18 protein-coding genes are annotated in these 18,094 nt (G+C 44.4%); 5 read left to right on the top strand and 13 right to left on the bottom strand.

Annotation, left to right across the window (positions count from 1 at the left end; genetic code table 11):
• Window positions 1–187: 187 nt before the first annotated feature.
• From MKY01_RS13630 to MKY01_RS13620, 3 genes are all read right to left on the bottom strand, one after another.
• A complete protein-coding gene (locus MKY01_RS13630; protein ID WP_339286628.1) occupies window positions 188–1,048 on the bottom strand; it encodes an ergot alkaloid biosynthesis protein in 861 nt (286 codons plus the stop codon).
• On the bottom strand, window positions 1,038–1,484 hold the full coding sequence (locus MKY01_RS13625; RefSeq protein WP_339286626.1) for a nuclear transport factor 2 family protein: 447 nt from the start codon (window positions 1,482–1,484) through the stop codon (window positions 1,038–1,040). The genes MKY01_RS13630 and MKY01_RS13625 overlap by 11 nt, the downstream gene beginning before the upstream one ends.
• A 132-nt stretch (window positions 1,485–1,616) precedes the next feature.
• The gene (locus tag MKY01_RS13620) at window positions 1,617–2,201 is read right to left on the bottom strand and encodes a TetR/AcrR family transcriptional regulator (RefSeq protein WP_339286625.1); all 585 of its coding nucleotides are present in this window, start codon (window positions 2,199–2,201) and stop codon (window positions 1,617–1,619) included.
• A gap of 168 nt (window positions 2,202–2,369) precedes the next feature.
• Here MKY01_RS13620 and MKY01_RS13615 point away from each other — a divergent pair, with 168 nt between their 5' ends.
• Together MKY01_RS13615 and MKY01_RS13610 are read left to right on the top strand one after the other, a co-directional pair.
• Window positions 2,370–2,732 carry an iron-sulfur cluster biosynthesis family protein gene (locus tag MKY01_RS13615; RefSeq protein WP_076214772.1) on the top strand — a complete coding sequence of 121 codons (363 nt, stop codon included), beginning with the start codon at window positions 2,370–2,372 and terminating at the stop codon, window positions 2,730–2,732.
• 248 nt (window positions 2,733–2,980) lie between these two features.
• Window positions 2,981–3,754 carry a M15 family metallopeptidase gene (locus tag MKY01_RS13610; protein WP_076214769.1) on the top strand — a complete coding sequence of 258 codons (774 nt, stop codon included), beginning with the start codon at window positions 2,981–2,983 and terminating at the stop codon, window positions 3,752–3,754.
• Between the two features lie 134 nt (window positions 3,755–3,888).
• On the opposite strand, the gene MKY01_RS13605 is transcribed toward MKY01_RS13610, so the two are convergent.
• The gene (locus MKY01_RS13605) at window positions 3,889–4,128 is read right to left on the bottom strand and encodes a hypothetical protein (RefSeq protein WP_339286624.1); all 240 of its coding nucleotides are present in this window, start codon (window positions 4,126–4,128) and stop codon (window positions 3,889–3,891) included.
• A gap of 130 nt (window positions 4,129–4,258) precedes the next feature.
• On the opposite strand from MKY01_RS13605, the gene MKY01_RS13600 reads away from it, so the two are divergent.
• The gene (locus MKY01_RS13600) at window positions 4,259–4,891 is read left to right on the top strand and encodes a nitroreductase family protein (RefSeq protein WP_100528907.1); all 633 of its coding nucleotides are present in this window, start codon (window positions 4,259–4,261) and stop codon (window positions 4,889–4,891) included.
• A 231-nt stretch (window positions 4,892–5,122) separates the two neighbouring features.
• Here MKY01_RS13600 and MKY01_RS13595 read toward each other — a convergent pair whose 3' ends face one another.
• Window positions 5,123–6,283, bottom strand: coding sequence for a leucine-rich repeat domain-containing protein (locus MKY01_RS13595; protein ID WP_339286623.1), 1,161 nt, complete (start codon window positions 6,281–6,283; stop codon window positions 5,123–5,125).
• Window positions 6,284–6,449: 166 nt separating this feature from the next.
• On the opposite strand from MKY01_RS13595, the gene MKY01_RS13590 reads away from it, so the two are divergent.
• Window positions 6,450–6,908: a GyrI-like domain-containing protein gene (locus MKY01_RS13590; RefSeq protein ID WP_339286622.1), complete on the top strand. Its 459-nt coding sequence runs from the start codon at window positions 6,450–6,452 to the stop codon at window positions 6,906–6,908.
• A 315-nt stretch (window positions 6,909–7,223) separates the two neighbouring features.
• On the opposite strand, the gene MKY01_RS13585 is transcribed toward MKY01_RS13590, so the two are convergent.
• From MKY01_RS13585 to MKY01_RS13575, 3 genes are all read right to left on the bottom strand, one after another.
• Window positions 7,224–8,468, bottom strand: a complete 1,245-nt coding sequence (locus tag MKY01_RS13585) for an aminopeptidase (RefSeq protein WP_036608587.1) — start codon at window positions 8,466–8,468, stop codon at window positions 7,224–7,226.
• Between the two features lie 241 nt (window positions 8,469–8,709).
• Window positions 8,710–10,251 (bottom strand): acyl--CoA ligase, encoded by a 1,542-nt coding sequence (locus tag MKY01_RS13580; protein ID WP_339287158.1) that lies wholly within the window; start codon window positions 10,249–10,251, stop codon window positions 8,710–8,712.
• Window positions 10,252–10,569: 318 nt separating this feature from the next.
• Window positions 10,570–11,574 carry an aldo/keto reductase gene (locus MKY01_RS13575; protein ID WP_091016774.1) on the bottom strand — a complete coding sequence of 335 codons (1,005 nt, stop codon included), beginning with the start codon at window positions 11,572–11,574 and terminating at the stop codon, window positions 10,570–10,572.
• Between the two features lie 201 nt (window positions 11,575–11,775).
• On the opposite strand from MKY01_RS13575, the gene MKY01_RS13570 reads away from it, so the two are divergent.
• Window positions 11,776–12,621: an AraC family transcriptional regulator gene (locus MKY01_RS13570; RefSeq protein WP_076318066.1), complete on the top strand. Its 846-nt coding sequence runs from the start codon at window positions 11,776–11,778 to the stop codon at window positions 12,619–12,621.
• 69 nt (window positions 12,622–12,690) lie between these two features.
• Here MKY01_RS13570 and MKY01_RS13565 read toward each other — a convergent pair whose 3' ends face one another.
• The 5 genes from MKY01_RS13565 to MKY01_RS13545 all read right to left on the bottom strand — a co-directional run bounded on the left by MKY01_RS13565 (window position 12,691) and on the right by MKY01_RS13545 (window position 18,055).
• Window positions 12,691–13,089, bottom strand: coding sequence for an Asp23/Gls24 family envelope stress response protein (locus tag MKY01_RS13565; protein ID WP_047842725.1), 399 nt, complete (start codon window positions 13,087–13,089; stop codon window positions 12,691–12,693).
• A 28-nt stretch (window positions 13,090–13,117) separates the two neighbouring features.
• The gene (locus MKY01_RS13560; protein WP_047842724.1) at window positions 13,118–14,197 is read right to left on the bottom strand and encodes an AI-2E family transporter; all 1,080 of its coding nucleotides are present in this window, start codon (window positions 14,195–14,197) and stop codon (window positions 13,118–13,120) included.
• A gap of 35 nt (window positions 14,198–14,232) precedes the next feature.
• The gene (locus tag MKY01_RS13555) at window positions 14,233–15,702 is read right to left on the bottom strand and encodes a HAMP domain-containing sensor histidine kinase (RefSeq protein WP_339286621.1); all 1,470 of its coding nucleotides are present in this window, start codon (window positions 15,700–15,702) and stop codon (window positions 14,233–14,235) included.
• Window positions 15,668–16,375 carry a response regulator transcription factor gene (locus tag MKY01_RS13550; RefSeq protein WP_047842723.1) on the bottom strand — a complete coding sequence of 236 codons (708 nt, stop codon included), beginning with the start codon at window positions 16,373–16,375 and terminating at the stop codon, window positions 15,668–15,670. The genes MKY01_RS13555 and MKY01_RS13550 overlap by 35 nt, the downstream gene beginning before the upstream one ends.
• Window positions 16,376–16,609: 234 nt before the next feature.
• Window positions 16,610–18,055 carry a 4-hydroxyphenylacetate 3-hydroxylase N-terminal domain-containing protein gene (locus MKY01_RS13545; RefSeq protein ID WP_339187818.1) on the bottom strand — a complete coding sequence of 482 codons (1,446 nt, stop codon included), beginning with the start codon at window positions 18,053–18,055 and terminating at the stop codon, window positions 16,610–16,612.
• Window positions 18,056–18,094 lie beyond the last annotated feature (39 nt).

The raw sequence follows: 18,094 nt of genomic DNA, 5'->3' as shown, positions 1-18,094 counted from the left end.
TCAGACACGCCCTAACATTCATCTTCATCTATTTCCCCAAAAGTGTGTTCGTATAATCACTGCTTTCCTTAGTGTCCCTTGTTAGGGAGAGATCCATATTCGAATCAACGATGTCAACATGCTGGTAGACATGCAAAAAGACGGGCACTAGGCACCGTCTTCTCATAATATGAAAATGTTTCTTCCATTATTTCCATACTTCCATATGATTCTGAATAAATTGCTCGAATGAAATCGGGTTATTCCCCGTTAATTTTTTCACCGTATCCGTCGTTTGATCTTCTCTCCCCTCCTCCCGGATAGGCACATCCAGTCCTGCGAGGGCAGCAGCGTATTCTTCTGACATTCCTGCGCGAATCATGCTGTTCCTCAATTCATCATCGGACAAAGATTCATGCTGGATGGACTGACCCAGTACACGGCTCAAGACGTCTGCAACCTGTCCATAGGACAACGTCTCCGGCCCTGTAATAATATGCTCCGTATTATGAGGAACAATATCCGTCAGAGCATGGAACGCAACTGCCGCGATATCATCTGCACTAACAAATCCAATTTTCCCTTCACCCGTAGCACTGTATATTTTCCCGAGTTGTTTAGTCGTCTCCCGATGCGGTCCCTCCGTAAAGTTCTCCATAAAATAGGAAGGCTGCAATACAGCCCACTCAGGAGCATGGGCTTTTATATACTGATGTACTTTGCCAAAAATAGGACCATCTCCATCAATTGAAGCACTGCCAAGCAAGACAAATCGCTTAACGCCGTTCCACAATGCTTCCTTGATGAACGGAATCATGACGTCTTCTGGGGTCATGTCCATGACTGGCACAACAAGATACACCTGGTTCACATTTTTCAGCGCCGGCGCATATGTCTCGGAATCATACCAATCAAAATAGACATAATTATCGGCAGAACCAGAAAGAGATGGTTTAGTTCTTCCTGCCAAACGCACCGGATAATGATGCTTTTGAAGTATGGCCGCAACACGGCTTCCTGTTTTTCCATTAGCTCCGGTAATAAGTGTCAACGGTTTATCATTGATCATGCTTGTTTCCTCCTAAGTCCGATTCGAGTACGACCATCGGATTCCAATAGTCTTTATAATGTGTAATTTTTCCATTAGAGTGGCTCACTACAGAGATGTACGTTTGGTTGTATAGCTTGCCTGTAACTAATGAACGCCCTTTACAAGTAAATTCAGCCACAAACTGTTGTTTCGTGGAATCAGCCAAGATCACCGGTTCAGAAAACTGCTGAATTTCAATCATCCCCAGTAAATTATGAAGATGATTCGTAATTGCGGCTTTGCCTTCCAGTTTCTGAGGATATCCTGCTGGTGCATATGGGAATTCGAAAATAGCGTCAGATGTATATAGCTCCAACCATTGTTCTAGTTTTCCCTCCAGTAGCAATTGAGTAAATCCATGCATGATCCGATACGGTATACTATTGCCCGCTTCCAACTGCTGAGATTGTGTCATCCTTATTTCCTCCTTCAGTTTGTTTCGTGTTCTTTTTCCAGACCAATCGGTCTATAATAGTCAAAAAATAAACGCCTTAAGCGTCCATTTTCAAGAAAACGTAAAGAATTCTTACTCGAATCATGTAAAACGCTAATCCAAAGCCCTTAGGGTCATCTGTACAAAATCTCGTAGCGCTTCTGCGCTTGCACCGCTCTTCGCTGTAAAGGTCAATGAGAGTCGGGAATAATTTAGAAAACGGGCAAGCCCGGGCAATTCTTCCTCAGCGTGCCTCAATTCGCCACTCCTCTGGCCTCGTAACAGCGCAGTATGGAAAACATCTTCCATTTGTTGGTTAGTGGTTTGAATAAAGACCGCGATTTCGTGATTTTGTGGTGCCTGTTCAACCGCGCTATTAATGATGAAACATTCATTACGACGTTCGTTGTCTGTCAACACGTTAACCGCTTCGTTGAACAACTCGGTCACGCCTTGCCTCACACTTGTGCATCCGTTTAATAGTCTGATCCCCGCCTCTGTCTTCTGCTGAATATAGAATTTAAGAGCAGAGACAAATAAATCATGTTTAGTTCCGTAGGTGTCATACAGGCTTTGCCGCGCAATGCCAAGTTCACTTAGCAGTAAGCTCAAAGATGTACCTTCATAACCGTACGCTCCAAATACAGACGTTGCTTTTCTTAGAACGCTCTCCGTGTCGAACTCCTTGGCTCTTCCCAATTTAAGACCTCACCTCCCTATTCATTAACTAAAGAATACCTTTTCCAGACTGATCAGTCAAGAAAATAAATGCTTTGATTTTTGCCAAAGTGGTATAATGGGAATAGAAGCTGAATGAATTCTTTTACCATTTACCAACCATGACCACATATAAAGGAGTGTACCTATATGTATATTCAAATTACAGATTTGGCAGCAAAACGATTGACGGAAAGCCTGAATGACCAACCTGGATATTTCAAAGTGATCTATGACTTGGAAGGTTGCGGATGTAACGGAGTTATCGCTATTATCATTGTTGATGAACTTGCGGCTCTCGACGCGCAGATTGAAACCAATCTGGTTCCGTTCTATGTTGATCCGAAGCAGCAGCTGAACCTAGAACAACACATGAAGCTGGATACGGAAGAAAATTATCCTTCTTTTAAACTAAGCAGTGATTCTGGTGTGCTCAGCGCCAACGTTCGCGTTCGTGACACCCGTGCAGTAACTGCAGGAAGCTCCGGTGGATCCGACGCCTGCATGCTGTAACGCAGTCTCCAGCATACTTGAAGTAATCTAGCATTATCTTTCTTCACAACAAAAGCCGTTGCATCTAATGCAACGGCTTTTTTAACGTGCTTTTCTTTATATGCCTCTATCAGAGTTGAAGAAGAAGAAGAAGAAGAAGAATCTAGCAAACTTTGTTTACAACTCGGAAACAATTGGAGAACCTATGGATATAATCCTCTAGTATACTCGGTATATAGATTCATATATTCCGAGGAGGAACACACATCATGAAACCTTTTACTCGTAAATCCATCATATCTACAATTCTCATAGGCTCTGTTGTAGCAGGTTCTGCATTTACTACGTTTCCCATCACTTCAAGCCTGAATCCTGTCGCGTCTGCTGCAAGCTCTAGCTTCACTCAATTTCTGCATGATAATGCACCTGGTCGTACGATCAAAACGATTAAAAATGTGGCAACTGTGACCAATGTGTCCAGTACAGTTGTACTTGTCAATAAAAAGAGAAATCTGCCTTCAACTTATGCACCTCAAGATTTGGTTGTACCTAATATTCCTTTTAGCTTCTCAGGTTCCAGTCCGAAGAAACAAATGCGTAAAGTGGCCGCAACCGCGATAGAGAAATTATTTGCGGCTGCCAAAAAAGACGGCATCGATATCAAAGCGGTGTCTGGCTATCGCTCTTATGCGACCCAGAAATCGATCTTTGACCGTAATGCCAGCATCAAAGGCGAAGCTGTTGCCAATAAAACAAGTGCTAGGCCAGGACAAAGCGAACATCAGACCGGTCTAGCTATGGATATCTCCAGCGCTTCGGCTGGTTATGATCTTCAGCAAAGCTTTGGCAACACCAAAGAAGGCAAATGGCTGAAAGCCAATGCCCACAAGTACGGCTTCATCATCCGTTATGGCAAAGATCAGGAGAAATTGACTGGTTACTCCTATGAGCCATGGCATGTACGTTATGTCGGAGTATATATTGCTGGTGAGATTACCAACCAGAAACTTACGCTGGAGCAGTATTTGGAACGTGCCAAATAAGGCAAGTTTGAACCCAAAGCGTAGACAGTTATGTGATTAGATAAAAGAAGCGTGACTATAGATAACATGACTGAAGGAGAAGATGGGGCCGCAACTGGCCCTCTTCTGCTTCAATTTTTCATTTACACACTTCATCATGTCCCAACGATTTTTCTAAAGACCAGTGGCAGTCTCTTCAGACCTTCTGTTCCAGCCCAAGAGCCTACTCCAGCAAGTATTACATTATGGCACAAATAAAGTGCGACATTGTACACGATAGGGCCTAGAATAATCTCCACGATTACAAAACGTTTTAACGTCGAAGATTGGATCACATATACCCGAAATTCATGAGGGTCATGTCCTCCCATATACCTTGCGATCAATGCTTTCATGAATCACCTCTAGTGTTTTATTTTAGCGTATGGCAGACATTCCTTGTCTTATTCTAAAATAATACTTACATAAAGTAACTAAGTGTGTTATAGTCAGTTCATAAATCATACATAAGCGAGGGAAACTACCATGAGTTCGTTGGAGAATCTAGTCAAAAACCGTAGATCGGCCGTTATTTTTGAAGAAGGAATTGAAATTTCGGATTTGGAACTGCAAGAAATGTTTGCCCTGAACAAATTTGCACCATCTGCCTTTAACCTGCAACACACGCACTATCTTGTGATTAAAGACGAGGAACAGAAAGAGAAAGTCTATGAGGCTTCCCAGCAATATAAGGTAAAAACAGCTTCTGCAGTCATCGTGGTATTGGGCGACGTCAACGCGCATCATCATATCCGCACGATTAACGAAGGCCTGCTGAACCTGGGCGCTCTTACTCCGTTCCAATACGAGCAGGAATCCCAAAGTGTCACCGAATTTTACGAATCTCGCGGCAGATTCTTCCAACGTGAGGATGCGATTCGCAATGCCAGCCTGTCTGCCATGCAATTGATGCTGATCGCTCAGGATCGCGGTTGGGACACTTGTCCAATGATTGGCTTTGACTCGGAAGAACTGCAACGGAGTCTGGAAATCCCTAACCATTACGTACCGGTTATGCTGATCACCATCGGCAAAAAGTCGGAAGCCAAACAGCGCCCACGCGGTTACCGTAAACCGATTAACGAATATGTTAGCTTTAACAAAATGCACGCTGAATAACATATAATATAACAAATTATATAAGTTGAACTAACATTTACACGATAACGGAGAGGACAGAAAAAACCTGAAAAAGCGAAGCGTGCGCCTTTATCCCCGGATTTTCCCCTTTAGAAAAGGAATGGAATTAAAATCTGGGGATAACAGCGATTGGAAGGTTGTTCTGTCATCGTAGTGTCAGTGTAAATAATCTTTAGTTCAACACAACAAAAAAGCCACGATCTCGTGGCTTTAATACGTTTCATAGATCAACGTATCCAACATGTGAAATTCATCGTCAAACTCCGCATATATATACAGTCGACCAGCAGGTGTATCCCCCGCATCATAACCCAATCGGAAATATTGATCTCCCTGAAATTCTGCATCAGCCAAAATCAATGCATTGATATCTTCGTCCGGATGAGCCTCGGCAATGGTTTTAAGTGCCTGCCCACCAAGCATGTCCCACCGTTTCCACGTCTCTTCCATATATGGGGATAAGGCCTCCATCTCTGTCTTGGTTGAAACCTGTGCAGTGACTAGCAGTTCTTTATCCTGAATAAGTAAGCGCATCTGATAGTTGGACATCGAGACGTCATACTGAAACACACCCATCCCCTGAACTTCATGATTGGATTCAAAAATCAGATTGTCTGCATATTGCAGTCTCTCCAGCTTGGGATTAGCGCTATAATCCAACTCGGTTAATTTGTTCTCGGAACAGTACAACTCTCTCAGTTGTACGTTATGGTGAATATCCAGCTTGCTAATATGGTTGTTAAAACAACGGACACTCTCTAAAACCATATTTGAACGAAAATCCAACTGTTTGATATGGTTGTGGTTACAACGAAGTTCAATCAAGTTTGGACAACTTGTTACATCAAGTTCTAACATGTAATTGTTGGCGCAATCAAGTCGCCGCAGTTGCTTATTGTGTTCAAGTTCAAGTGAGAAAAGAGCGTTATAACTGCAACTAAGTTCCTCCAACTGCTCAAGGGGCTCCGAAGCCAGCTCCGATAACATATTCCAATGACACTCCACCATTACAAGCCTGGAATTATGAGAAAGATCCAATTTGCGAAGTCGATTAAAACTGCAATCCAGCACCTGCAATTCCGAATTGGAGCGGAGGTTCAGTGTAAGAAGCTGATTCTCTCTGGAACGTAATATCCTCAGCTTGTGATTCTGAGCTAGATCCAAACCGGTCAATTGATTATAGGCACAATCCAGCTCTTGAAGACCCCTGAAATACTCGATTCCATCAAGATTGCTAATATTGTGATTTGAGAGTTCTAATATCTCAACCTCACAAACGTCACTCTCCTGAATGACATCCCGCTGCTCACAAAAACGATCCAACACAACTTGCCTGAAATGTTCATCCGTGAAGGCATAAGTAATATCCATGTCTAACGCCTCCCCCTCTCGTTTTGCTCTATTGGAACAGTCTTCCAACATATTATCACTATTCTATGAGTTTCGTCGCCGGGATTCAACAATTACCTAAGCAAATTCTTTTATACCATGTTAGCATCCAATATGTAAGAGAAATCGTACAGAGAGGAAGATTTTCATGGAAATGGTTATCGAAAACCTCCCATCGTATCGTATCGCCTATGTGCGACAAGTTGGTCCGTATGGGCCTGCCAATGTTCAAGCGATGAATACGCTAAAACAATGGGCAGACAAAAACCAACTGCTTCATGAATCAGCAATTTTATTCGGTATTCCCCAGGATGACCCAACTACCACACCGCCCGAAAAATGTAGATATGATGCCTGTATTGTTATTGCCGAATTTGAACGTCTGGAAGATGATTTTATTGAGATTGGCGAGTTATTAGGCGGAGATTATCTCATCTGTAAGGTGAGACATACGGCAGAAGCTATTCAGCAGGCATGGAATCTGATCATCCCTCATTTACAAACAAGTGGGTATCAGATGGATAACAAGCCGGTTATAGAACGATATCGTTGGGAACTGCTTAATCAGCATTATTGCGAGATATGTGTACCTGTAAGACCCGTGTAATCCATGTTACGAGGAAAAAAAAGTGACTTCAAATTGAAGTCACTTTTTCGTTCAGTAATATTACTGATACTATTTATGTTGAACTAATCATTTACACGATAACCGAGAGGACAGAAAAAACCTGAAAAAGCGAAGCGTTCGCCTAAAAGCTTTCTGAAAGAAAGCTGCATCGGAAGCATACGCTATCCCCGGATTTTCCCCTTCGGAAAAGGGAATCAAAAAAATTCTGGGGATAACAGCGATTGGAAGGTTATTCTGTCATCGTAGTGTTAGTGTAAATAATCTTTAGTTCAACTTATATAACTAAATTAGATATTAAAATGCCCAGTTGCCTTTACGGAATACCGGCTCGATTGTACCATCCTGTAACTCACCATCGATATCCAGCTCAGCGGAACCGATCATGAAATCAACGTGAGTCAAGCTCACATTACACTCATGCTTCAGTAACTCTTCATTCGACATGGTTGTGCCATCTTTCATGTTGAATGGATACGCACTTCCCACAGCCAAGTGGCAAGATGCATTTTCATCAATACCCGTGTTGTAGAAAATACGATTCAGGTTGGAGATTGGGGAGTCATGTGGTACGAGTGCGACCTCTCCCAGATAACGTGCACCTTCATCGGTGGCAAACAGGTTCTTCAAATGCTCTTCACCGGATGCTGCCGTAAACGCTACAACCTGTCCATCCTTGAATGTGATTCTCATCTGGTCTACCAGTTGCCCGTTCAGGTTCAAAGGCATTGTGCTGCTGACATACCCATTCACTCCACTGCGCTTAGGCATGGTGAATACTTCTTCTGTCGGCATGTTGGCAACCGTGTATACGCCTTGTTTATTTTCGCTACCACCGCCACCCCAGATGTGGTTGTGGACCAATTCAATTTTCAAGTCTGTACCTGGCGCACGGTAATGCAGGCTCTTATAGTTCTTTTTATTCAGGAGATCACTCATGGTATTCAGGGTATCCAGATGTTCTCTCCAATTTTGTACGGCGTCTCCGCCATCTACACGGTTCATTTTGAAGATGGTTTCCCACATCACGTTGATTCGGTCTTCTTCCGGGATGTCGGCAAATACTTTGTTCGCCCAAGCCTTGGTCGGGGCCTTGATCAGACACCAGCTAATTTCATGGTTGCGTGTGTATTTGGCATATCCGCGACGTGCGTGTGCAGCTGCCTTAGTAGCACGGGAAACGCTGTCGGAGTCAATTCCGTTATAAAGTTCAGGATCTGGAACTTTAATCGTCAGGGTAGCGCCACCTGCTTCCGCAAACTTCTCCATCATATCCGCTTTCCACGCTGGATAATAGTCAAAGCTGTCATTGGAACCATGCTCAAAACGACTGCGGGTAATGTTGTCATCATCGAAGTCCACTTGTACATAGTTTGCACCAGCCGCATAGGCTTTTTGCACAATCAGACGTGTGAATTCAAGCGTTTCGATCGGTGCAGTAACGAGCAGATCCTGTCCTTTTTGAATATTCACGCCAACTTTAACAACTAGTTCTGCGTATTGTTCCAATGACTTTTCAAAGGTCTGTTCAAATTGACTCATGGTTGTGTTCACTCCTGTTTCATATATTATGACATGGTTTGCAAGTGACTTGGAATCTGCTGAGTGGCCGTTACAGCGAAGGATCGTTCTTTAGATCGTCGTTGTCTCCAAATTTTCTTCATCGTATTTTTCAAAGGTTAATATTCGGAGACAAATACGACCGCTATCGCTTCTGCAAAATCGATTCCTTCTCTTTCACTACGCAGGCTTAATATCTAAAATTTCATCTATACAAAATGATCTAACCATTACGTTTTTCTTGTTCACGTAACTCGATCCGGCGGATTTTACCAGAGTTGGTCTTTGGCAGATCCGTAACAAATTCGATCTTGCGTGGATATTTATAAGGTGCTGTAATTTCTTTGACGTGGTGTTGCAATTCACGCATCAGTTCCGGTGAAGCCAGTGAATCGTCCCTCAGCACGACAAAGGCTTTAACAATATTGCCACGGATCTCATCCGGACTCGCAACCACCGCACATTCCTTCACGCTAGCGTGTTTCATGAGTGCTTCTTCCACCTCGAATGGTCCAATCGTGTAACCCGAACTGATGATGATATCGTCACTGCGACCTTCAAACCAGAAGTATCCTTCTTCGTCTTTGCGTGCACGGTCCCCTGTTACAAAATAATCGCCACGCTGACTCGCTTCCTTCCGTCCCTCATCCTGATAATAGGACCGGAACAAAGCTGGCATCTCTTTGTGTACCGCGATATCTCCCACTTCACCCGCAGGCACAGGTTGTCCCTCTTCATCAATAATTTCAATCAACCCAGGTGTAATCGACTGACCCATCGAGCCAATACGTACAGGCGCATCTTTGAGACTGCCGATTAACAACGTGCTCTCGGTCTGTCCATATCCGTCTCGAATAGTCAGATCAAAGTGACGCTGGAAGATTTCAATAACTTCCTGGTTGAGCGGTTCACCCGCTGAAACTGCACTGCGCAGATGGGACAGGTCATAATGTCCAAGATCATCGGCTTTGGCCATCAACCGATATTCCGTTGGTGTACAGCAAAGGACATTAATTTGATGTTCCTGCATCAGTTCCAGATAACGCTTGGGCTGGAATGATCCATTGTAGACCAGTCCAGTCGCGCCTCTTCCGAGTACCGACAGGAACGGGCTCCAGATCCATTTTTGCCAGCCAGGTGCAGCCGTTGCCCATACGGTATCTGAAGGTTGGATATCCAGCCATAATGAAGAAGCGATCCGCAGGTGGGCATATCCCCAACCGTGGCTATGTACAACTCCTTTGGGATTACCAGTTGTGCCCGAAGTGTAAGCAAGAATAGCCGTATGATCACGATGAGTCTCCACCGCAGCCATCTCTTCGGGTTGATTCTGCATTAACTGATGCACATTGACCCAACCTTCAGCAGGTACGCTAACTTCTCCATTCGGTGATGCCACGATTCGATGTGCCAGTGACGGCAGATCCGCGTCCATCTTTTCTACTTCTGAGGTCGTCTCGAACCATACAATAACAGCCCGCGCCTCAGAGTGACGCAGACGATATTCCAGATCTTTTGCCCGTAACATCTCGGAGGAAGGAATAACGGCAATCCCCAATTTCAGACAAGCAATATAAATGACATAGGCAATAATACGGCGTGGTACCATGACCAACACCCGATCACCCTTCTCTAGTCCAAGTTCACGCAGACCTCCAGCAAGACGATTCGCCTGCTTGAATAAATCACCATACGTGATCTCTTCCAATTCTCGTTGATCGCTGAGCCATCTAAGTGCAATCCGGTCTGATGGATGATTCTCCATCTCGGATGTCAGGTTATAGCTTTCAGGCGAAATCCACTGTTCAAAGTTCAAATGGAGCCTCTCCTTCGTAGTTCAATTGTAAAGCTTCTATATATTATACCCTAAATCCTAGGACCAGGTGCTATGAACTAGGTTCATTCTGAAAAAAATAAACATAGGTCAATTAATGAACTATTATAATAGATCTTATCCTATAAAGAAAATGACATATACAAAATGGCGCCTTCCTGATTGATCAGGTAGGCGCCATTTTCATTCTTCATTTATATTACATTAGTTTTACCTAACTATAATTTTCACACAGCTATACTGTGTATATTACCACGGATAATTACCCATTCCGTCCAAAATGCTTTCGATCTCATTCAACTCTTCCGTTGTCAGATCCGGTGCCTGAAGGGCAGCTACATTTTCTTCAATCTGGGACACACGGCTTGCACCAATTAATGCAGAGGTTACACGGTTACCACGCAAAATCCAGTTCAGAGCCAGTTGAGAGATAGTCTGCCCTCTTCGCTCGGCAACCGCCTGAAGCGCATCGAACTTGGCAATCCGTTCGTCCGTGTATGCTTCTTTTTTCAAATTGCCTGTTGGATTGGCTCGTTCTTCCTTGATCTTGTCGACATATTTATTCGTCAACTGACCGCGGCCAAGTGGACAGAATGCAATGGAACCTACGCCCTGCTCATCCAGTACGTCCTGCAAACCGTCTTCAATCCAGCGATTTAACATCGAGTAGTTTGGCTGATGGACCAGACATGGCGTACCCAGACGACGCAGAATGGTTACCGCTTCTTGTGTCTGTTCTGCATTATAATTGGACAAGCCTACATACAGTGCTTTACCTTGCCGCACGATATGATCCAGCGCCGTCATCGTTTCTTCCAATGGCGTGTCCGGATCTGGACGGTGATGATAGAATATGTCCACATAGTCCAGCCCCATCCGACCAAGACTTTGATCAAGACTGGCAATCAGGTTTTTGCGGGAACCCCACTCGCCGTAAGGTCCACTCCACATATGGTAGCCTGCCTTCGAGGAGATGAGTAGTTCATCCCGGTAAGGACGCAGATGTTTTTTGTAGATCACACCAAAGTTCTCTTCCGCTGATCCTGGAGGTGGACCATAGTTATTCGCCAGATCAAAATGGTTAATTCCGAGGTCAAAGGCACGCAAAATCATTTCTTCCTGAATATCCAATGTACGGTTGCCACCAAAGTTCTGCCATAAACCCAGCGCAATTTGCGGCAGTCTGATTCCGGATTTGCCGGAACGTACATATTTCATCTCATCATATCGTTGTTCACTCGCAGTATAGGGCATCGTTATTCTCACTTTCCTGTAAGGTTTGTTGAATTCCTTTTCATCTTAGACATTTTCCTGGATAAACGATATGGAATTTCACTTTGAACATATGGAATAATGATTGTTATCTATATATACTAATGTTAAATAATTAATCTTTTCAGATATTTAGTATGTTAAAATGCAATATGAGACGAAATCGTACAGGAGTGAATACCCTTGATTACGTATATGTTCAAAAACAATCATTTTCAGGAGCTTCAGCTCCTTCATTATGGAACCGAAGCCTGTACACCAGGCCACCACTTTGGCCCTGCCATGCGAGACTATTACAAAATTCATTATATTCTGAATGGCAAAGGCACCTTCGAAGTTGGTGGCAAAACGTACACCCTGCACAAAGGTCAAGGATTTCTGATCGTTCCACATTCCGTCGTGCATTACGAAGCAGATCAGGATGACCCATGGGAATACAGCTGGGTTGCTTTTCAAGGCAGCAATAGTCCATCCTTTTTACAGCAGGCCTGTCTGTCCGAGCATCACCCGATTTTTGAGTTGGGTAATGAGGATGACGAGATGCGATCCTGCCTGCACCGAATGATCAATTCCCGCAATACCCACAAAGGCTGGGAGATTAGCATGACTGGTTTGTTGTATCAATTCTTCTCTATTTTGATTGATCAGGCCAACTCCGAGCATCTTCAACCCATGCCGGATTATTCGAAGGAAACGTACGTTACGCAAGTGATGGACTTTATCGAAATGAACTACGCCAATGCCATTACCGTGCAATCCATCGCAGCCCATGTCGGTTTGCAGCGCAGTTATCTGTGCTCTCTCTTCAAGGACCAGATGGGAAGCAGTATTCAGTCGTATCTGGTTCATTACCGGATGCGCAGGGCTGCCGAATTGACCCTTGATCCGGGTCTGACCATTGGTGATATTGCCCGTTCTGTGGGCTATACCGATCAATTGCTTTTCTCCAAAATGTTCAAAAAAGTGATGGGCGAAGCGCCCACCTATTATCGCAAACATAAAACAGCACCCTCCCAGTTAAGTTGTTAATTGGGAAGGTGCTGTTTTTGCCAATCGTTTATCCTTACAATCGTTATTCCTTACATTCTTTTCATTGGTTTATACCGTCTCCGGCATGGATATGCCAACAACTTGCACTTTGATTTCATCGACCATGACGCCGGCTAATTGTTCTACAGCCTGTTGAACATTATGTTGAAGTTCACGGCAAACCTCATGCATCTTGTTACCATATTGAATGTTGATGCGCAGCTGGATGGTTGCCTGATCGTCTTTGACGTGTACGTCAATCCCTTTTTGCAGACTCTTGCCGCTGATGCTCTTGGCAATCCCTTCAGTCAGTCCAACGGACATGGAGGATACACCAGCCGTTGATTGAGCGGCCATCCCTACGATCTTGGACAGCACATCATTCGAGATATGAATGGTACCCATTTGAACAGATTGAGGTGCGATATATTCAGGTTCATTGTATTGTTTTTCGATAATTTCAGACATGTGCTCCACTCCTTCGAATAATTAAATTCTATGCATTCTGCCATTTGTCCTTAAAGAACATGTTATAGATTCGAACCAAAAGAATTTTAACGATCATATAAACCGGGATAATAATCAGGATGGCAATAATTCCACCCAGGTCGCCTGCACCCAACACCAGAATGATGGTCGTGAGCGGGTGAATATCCAGCTTTTTGCCGAATACGTACGGTGCAACCAGGTTGTCCTGAATCTGCTGAGCGACAAGAATAATAATCAGAGACCAGATGGCAACCGATGGTGATACCACGAGACCCATGATCACAATAGGTACGGACGACACAATCGCTCCGATAAACGGAACAAAGTTCATGATGACCGCAATTACCGTGAGCAGTAATGCGTACGGCAGTCCAATGATGAGGAAACCGATATACATCAATACACCCAGCGCCAGATTGACCAAAACTCTTCCCACGATAAAACCACTCAACGCCTGATCAATCTCAATTACAACATCACGGCTGTCATTTTGGAAACGTTTTGGAGCGATATGTGCCAATTTACGACCAAATTTCTCGCCTTGTAACAGCATATAGAACAAAAGGATCGGTAGTGTAAACAAGATGATCGCAAAACTGGAAACAAGTGAGAAAAATCCACTTACATAGTTGGTTACAAAGTTAAATCCTTTGTTGATATACTCCGTGATCTGGGAGAAAGGTGTCGAGCCCTCAGGGAACAAGGCCTGAATGGCACCATTTTGCTCCAGCTCTCTCAGCTGTTCACTTAATGAATTAATTAAACTTGGTGCGTTATCAACCAGGTTGATCAGTTGCTCACGTAACGATGGCCATAAACCAATGATGAAGAACACTCCCAGAATAGCAATAACCAGATAGATTAGCAAAATACTTAGCGTGCGATTTATTTTCTTTTTCTCCATATAATTCACAAGCGGCCTTAGCAGATAATAAAAGAACACCGACAACATCATCGGCACGGTAATGACCGTGATCATGGTGACGAGCGGCTGAAAGATGAAGCTTACACGTGATAATAAATAGATATTAACCAATATCAGCGCCAGTGCAATACTGAACCGGACAAACGTATTTACTTTGAACAAAATATTTCCCCCCACATGGACATTTCTTCTCTTATTTAATTTGGAATCTCAATGGTAAACACGGTGGTCTCTCGCCCACGCCGGGAAAGGATCAGCCGTCCGCCCATTTTCTCCGTATTACGTCGTGCGATGGACAAACCAAGTCCGGTGCCTCCGGTCGCTGTCCGCGCCTCATCCCCTCGTACAAACGGGTCAAAGATCGTTGACCATAGTTCTTGAGGTATGCCCACTCCGTTATCTGCCACCTCTATCACCACATGGGTATGAAGCGGAATGAGTTCGACGCGCAGTTCGGTCCCGATTGGATTATAAGACAGAGCATTGGTAATCAGATTCTGAATGACTCTGGATAACAGCTCCGGATCGTATCTCGCGTAGATCACCTCATCAGGAACAAGTACATGAAGGACAAACTGTTTCTGTTCAATCTCCCCATAGGTATCTGCCATAATCTCGCGCAGGAATTCTCCAATCTCTCTTCTCTGAATATGCATGCGAAAATCGGGCGAATCCACCTTGAGCAACTCCAGCATATTCTGTATCATACGTGCAACTTGAACGGACTTGTTATAGATGTATCCCAGATATCTTTGCTGCCTGTCCTTGTCCTCCCCACGTCCTTCCACCAATGCCTGCGCATATCCCTGTATGGATGTTATCGGTGTCTTCAGATCATGTGATAAGTCTACAATCAGTCGCTGTTTGCTCTCTTCGGCGTAACGTTTCTCCGCAGAAGTGTTCTCAATGACGTCCGCCATGTAGTTGAAGGTCTCACCTATCTGGACAAATTCCCTCTCGGCTGAGATCGACATACGTGTACTATAATTTCCTTGTATCATCTGCGTAAGACCCGAGGAGAGAATACTGAGTGGTTTTTTGATTCTCCGTGCGACCCAATAGCTGTAGACAAAGATCAACAATAAAACCAAACCGATGCCAATCATAATGTAAAAGGATAATGGATGTTTCAGATTAGTAATCAACTGATTATCATTAATCCGCACGCTGACCAGATCACGCGGGATTTTGAGCAATACATACGCTACCGCTCCTTCTGTCGAGAGAGGAGTGATCGAATAATAGTATTCCTGGTCACTCCGATTTTCCAATCCATCATACAGATCGGCTTCACTGTATTGTGTGAACGCATCTTGCTTGTCTCCCACATGACGAATGACATTGCGATTCGCATCCAATATTTCAATCCAGCCGCCGCTATCCTTGAGACGTTGAATCTCTGTGTCTTTGCCTTTCGACACCGAACCTCCACCGGAGTAAAATTCGTTCTCCAGCTCTGCTACATACACGTGGGCTTCAACATTCAGATTCGGGTCTACCACCTGATCCGAAATGCGAAAATCCACGACATCCAGTGAAACCATAAGGTACACAATCAATACCAGTAACAGCAAAAAGAAGTTGAACAGCAAGAAGTCCAAAGTCAGGGATGTCTGCAACAGTCGCTTTTCTCTAGCTTTCCATGGGCGCTTCAATTTTGTATCCAAGTCCCCTTATCGTTTTGAGATATTCCGGTTGTCTGGAGTCACGCTCGATCTTCTCCCGAATGTTGCTGATATGTACCATAATCGTGCTGTCCTCGTGCGCATAATAGTCGCCCCAGACCGCTTCGTATATTTTTTTACGGGTGAACACTCGGCCAGGTTGATCAAGCAACAATTCCATAATTTTATACTCTGTAGAGGTCAATGTTACAGGACTTCCTGAACGAAAAAGGATACATTGGGATCGATCCAGCGTCAGATCACCTAATACCAGATTCTGTTCTTTCGCTTCGGGGATCTCCGCTGCATCAAATTGATTAACTCTTCTGAGCAACGCCTCTACTCTGGCGACAATCTCAAGCGGGTTGAATGGCTTCGCTATATAATCGTCTGCCCCAAGTCCCAGTCCAAGGATTTTATCGTGATCCTGACTTTTGGCGGATAGGAACAGTACAGGCATGTGATATGTGGCTCTGATCTGTTTGATCAACTGCAATCCATCCATTACAGGCATCATGATGTCCAGTATGACCAAATCGATCTGTGTTGAACGTATGCATTGTAATGCCTCGGCTCCATTCACCGCAGTTTTAATGGTATAGTCCTTCTCCAGATATAGTTGAAGCAGTTCAACAATCTCTGGTTCGTCATCTGCAATTAATACGGTGTATCTCATGATATTCCTCTCATTTCCTATACTCTATGCCTATCTCTACATTATTACTATATACTACGTCTCTTAATTCAACCTAAATCATTTCTAAAGATAATCTAAATAAATAGTAATAGAGCCCTGGCTCATGCCAAGGCATTAACTAAAAAAGGGCTGTTTTCAGCCTACATTCAAGCTTTTCGTTCTTCATTCAGGCTTTTCAATCTTCATTCGGAGCATTTGTATTAGATCATCAGATCAGTCCTTAAGCGAACGAAGCCACGGCTCAACTTTCCCCAATAAGCTTTCCTTGTCATACTGCACATATTGGTTCGCCCGATTGCGCACGGGATCACCCGCGTAGAAACGTTCATATAGATCATGCCTTGCTCCGAGTGGACTTCCGGTCAGCTCCCATGCGAGTTGAAAGAGTCGAATCTTCTCCGGGGCTTGCATCGTTACTCCACCAAGATATTTGCCTATCATGGAACCCATCATTTCATTCATCTCAAACGTACCAGAAGGAATCTGAATCAGACCACCCGCAGCAATGGTCTTCAAAATCTCCACCGCGCGGGGATAATAGCGATTGCCCAGATTACGTGCGGTTTCAATATATTTGAATTCCGGCAGCCAGTTGCCAAATGCGTCCGGCTTGGACTGTGCTTCAGCAGCAATAATCAGTCCCTCGATAGTCTGCATCTGACTGATCAGCTCTCCAAGTTGTTCCTGCACATTCAGGAAAGAGTCCACCCCAATCTCCTTGGCAATGGATGAGGTCACGGCTGTAATAAACTCCAGTTTCGAGTGTAATCGAATGACACTCTGATGGTAGGCCAGACTGGCCGAAGCTGTATTGCAGCGAATCTGCCATACGGCTTCAGGGTTATTGTGCAGTAATACACGTTCCCAGGGTACAAATACATCATCAAAAAATAATACAGCATCCATCTCATCATACTGCGCACTGAGTGGATGTGATTTATCTGTATCTTTTGTGGCAAAAGATTCACGACACATCATGTGTAAGCCCGGACTGTCCGCGGCTACAATTACCATATGGGCCAGCTCTGGCAGGTGGCCTGGAATTCGTTGAACGGGATAAGCAATGATATCATCCGCATAAGGCGCTGCTGTTGCCACCATTTTGGCCCCGCGTATCACAACGCCCTCCATATTCCTTTTGACAATTCGCAGCATGGCATCCTCATCTTCACCAACAGGCAAGGACCGATTAATCTGCGGGTCACGCTGGACAATTGTCAGGAATGCATCGTTTCGTTTGGCTTGTGCAAAATAATCCGATATTTTGTCTGCAAATGCCGGATCATGTGCTGTCATCTCTTGTCGTGTTGCATACCAACCGGTCAGCCGGGATCGGGCATAATCAGACAATCGGCTCATCACCCCGTACGTCCGATCGGCCCACAGCCGAAAAGCATCCGCCCTGCTGTTTACGTCAGGAAGTGAACGAGGCACTAGAAAAGAGCGATGCACGTAACTTCCCGTCTGTTCGTCCCAATAGGCCACGGTTTCCCTTGTCTTCGGGTCATCCACCAGATTGAACAATCCTTCTATGGTTTGAAGTGTTCCCTGAAAGGCCTGATGCCCAGTTACCTGGATACGCTCTCCGTCCAGCCATACATTCCGCTCATCATTCAAACGCTGAATGTAAGCTTGTCCACGAGACATCGTGATACTCATGATATGTCCTCCCTCTCAGGCACCGGCCTGACATTTCTG

The organism is Paenibacillus sp. FSL R5-0486, assembly GCF_037975155.1.
In the GTDB taxonomy this organism is placed as follows: Bacteria; Bacillota; Bacilli; order Paenibacillales; family Paenibacillaceae; genus Paenibacillus; species Paenibacillus amylolyticus.
Note: the sequence above shows the minus strand (reverse complement) of the source record. Positions and strands in the feature narration are given on the sequence as shown.